We start from the raw sequence: 2,765 nt of genomic DNA, 5'->3' as shown, positions 1-2,765 counted from the left end.
GGCTCACTGTGCGGAACGTTGGGCGGGGATAGGCAATGGCGAGTTGGCTTTCGAGATGCTGGCCGCATCCGCTTTCTCGGACGCTTTCCCAAAGCTTGTCGAAGAAACGTGGTCGTGACATCCCGAATCGTTGGAATGTCTCGTCATCGGGTGCTCCGCCATAGGGCGCCGCCCAGATTCGTGCGAATCGGAGGATCTCCTCCGCCTCCCTGTCGTGAGGTGCCGGCACTTGACGATAGGCCTGTCGACGATGCCCCGTCCGGGATCTGCAGATACGGTCGTCGGCCTGCGCGCGGTGGGGTTGATCAGCAGCAATGGGGGATGCGTCGGGGTGGTGTGTGGTCATGGTGGTTCCCTGTGGGTCGACTTCGGGCATGCGTGGCCTGCGGTCCGCCGATGTAGGCACCGGGGTGGTCGTATTGCTCTCCTATCGTGTGGTCTGGAGCCAGACCGTGGTGTCCGGTGGAACTGTGAGAGCGTCCGTCGGGGGGCCGGAGGAGAGGAGGACGGTTGCGCCGGCGTCGATCGGGGCGGGCCCGCTGGAGAGGTTCACGACGCACCGAAAGGATGGTCCCCGGTCGAAGGCGAGGACATCGGGGGCGCAGGGCTGCCAGGCGAAGTCGTCCCCGCGCAGGGCGGGCAGGGTGCGGCGGAGTCGGAGTGCGGTGCGGTAGAGGGTGAGCATCGAGTCGGGGTCCCCGGATTCGGCGGCGACGGTCTTCGACTTCCAGGAGCTGGGTTGGGGCAGCCACGGCTGGATGTCGTCGGCGGCGAACCCGAAGGGCGGGTGATCACCGTTCCAGGGCAGCGGGACCCGGCATCCGTCGCGGCCGCGGATGGTGTGCCCGGATCGTTCCCAGGTCGGATCCTGCAGCAGGTTTTCGGGGAGGTCGGTGACTTCTTCGAGTCCGAGTTCTTCGCCCTGGTAGAGGTAGGCCCCGCCGGGCAGGGCGAGCATAAGAAGGGCGGCGGCGCGGGCGCGTCGAGTGCCGAGGGCGAGATCGGAGTCGGTGCCGGCGGTCAGGGTCATGGGCAATGTGCTGGTGTCGGCGCGCCCGAATCGGGTGAGGTGGCGGGTCTCGTCGTGGCTCGACAGCACCCACGTGGCCGGCGCTCCGACCTCGCAGAGCGCGTCGCGGCTGCGGTCGATCGCGGCGCGCAACACTGCCGGGTTCCAGCCGGCTCGGGGGAAGTCGAAGTTGAAGGCGGTGTGCAGTTCGTCCGGTCGCACGTAGCGGGCCAGGCGCTCGGGGCTGCGGACGATCGCCTCCGCGACGAACATGCGGTCTGGCCCGTATGTGTCGGCGATGGTGCGGAACTCGCGCAGGATGTCGTGGAGGGCGTCGACATCCCAGTGCGGGTTGTCGACCCAGGTGCTGGATTCGAAACGGGCTCCGGGTGCGTGGCCCGCGTCGGGCAGGCCGGGGACCTTGGCCATGGCCGACACGGCGTCGATGCGCATGCCGTCGACGCCGCGGTCGAACCAGAACCGTAGGACGTCGGCGAAGTCGGCGAGCACTTCCGGGTTGGTCCAGTCGAGGTCGGGTTGTTCGGGGGCGAACAGGTGCAGGTACCACTGGCCGGGTTGTCCGTCGGGGTCGGTGGTGCGGGTCCAGGCCGGTCCGCCGAAGGCGCTGATCCAGTCGTTCGGAGGGCGCTCACCGGTGTCGCCGCGTCCGTCGCGGAAGAAGTACCGGGCGCGCTCGGGCGAACCGGGAGCGCTGGCCAGGGCGTCCTGGAACCAGCTGTGGGTGTGCGAGGTGTGGTTGGCGGGCAGGTCGATGATGATGCGGAGCCCGGCGGCGTGGGCGGCGGCCAGTAGGGTGTCCGCGTCGTCGAGGGTGCCGAAGAGCGGGTCGATGTCGCGGAAGTCGGCGATGTCGTAGCCGCCGTCGGCCATCGGTGACCGGTACCAGGGGGTGATCCACACGGCGTCGACGCCGAGGTCGACGAGGTACGGCAAGCGGTCCCGGAGGCCTGTGATGTCGCCGATGCCGTCGCCGTCGGAGTCGGCGAAGCTGCGCAGATACACCTGATAGATGACGGCGTCGTGCCACCACTGGGGTGATGTGGTCATGGTGTCCTCGGGGTTGGTGGGTCGGGAGTTCATGCTCGGTGCGGAGTCAGCCCTTGACGGCGCCGGAGATCATCGCCTTGACGAAGTGGCGTTGGAACAGCAGGAACACCACGATGGTCGGTGCCATGATCAGCAGTGATCCGGCGTTGAGGAGGACGACGTCGGTGGAGTACTGGCCGACGAAGTTCTGCAGTGCGCCCGCCATGGTGCGTTTGCTGGGGTCGTCGATCAGGACGATGGCCTGCAGGAAGGTGTTCCAGGTCCACAGGAACAGCAGCAGGCACAGCGAGGCCAACGCCGGGACCGCCAGCGGGATCTGGACGTGGCGGAACGCCTGCCAGGGGCCGGCGCCATCGAGTTCCGCGGCCTCGGTGAGCTCCTTCGGCATCGAGAGGAAATGGGCCCGCATCCAGAAGACGGCGAACGGCATGAAGGTGCCGATGAGCACCAGGATCAGGCCCAGGCGGGTGTTGAGCAGGTTCATCTCGCGCAGCTGGTAGTAGAGCGGCACGATCGTTGCTTCCCGGGGGAGGGTCAGGCCCAGGAGCAGGAGGAGAAACACGACGGTGCCGCCGGGGACCTTCAGCTGACCGAGCCCGTAGCCGGCCATCGAGGCGAACAACGCTGCGACCGGGACAACTCCGGCGACGAGGATGATGCTCGAGATCAGCAGGGGTGTCACCTCGGC

Annotated in this window: 3 protein-coding genes; all 3 read right to left on the bottom strand. The window is 67.8% G+C overall.

All coding sequences use genetic code 11. The annotated features are described in order from the left end of the window. The coding region (locus AC1D1G_RS44035; RefSeq protein WP_477956802.1) for a hypothetical protein at positions 1 to 346 on the bottom strand (346 nt) is incomplete at its 3' end. A gap of 81 nt (positions 347 to 427) precedes the next feature. Then, a complete protein-coding gene (locus tag AC1D1G_RS44030; protein ID WP_477956801.1) occupies positions 428 to 2,077 on the bottom strand; it encodes a glycoside hydrolase family 13 protein in 1,650 nt (549 codons plus the stop codon). Positions 2,078 to 2,123: 46 nt separating this feature from the next. After that, positions 2,124 to 2,765 (bottom strand): carbohydrate ABC transporter permease (locus AC1D1G_RS44025; protein ID WP_477956800.1); only part of this gene is annotated, 642 nt, incomplete at its 5' end.

This window comes from Rhodococcus sp. P3_B8, assembly GCF_056402775.1.
The sequence above is the reverse complement of the archived record's forward strand: the minus strand, read 5'-3'. Positions and strand labels throughout refer to the sequence as shown.

Excerpts from the sequence above, each read along its gene's own strand:
- AC1D1G_RS44030 (WP_477956801.1), bottom strand. The coding sequence starts at position 2,077 with ATGACCACATCACCCCAGTGGTGGCACGACGCCGTCATCTATCAGGTG.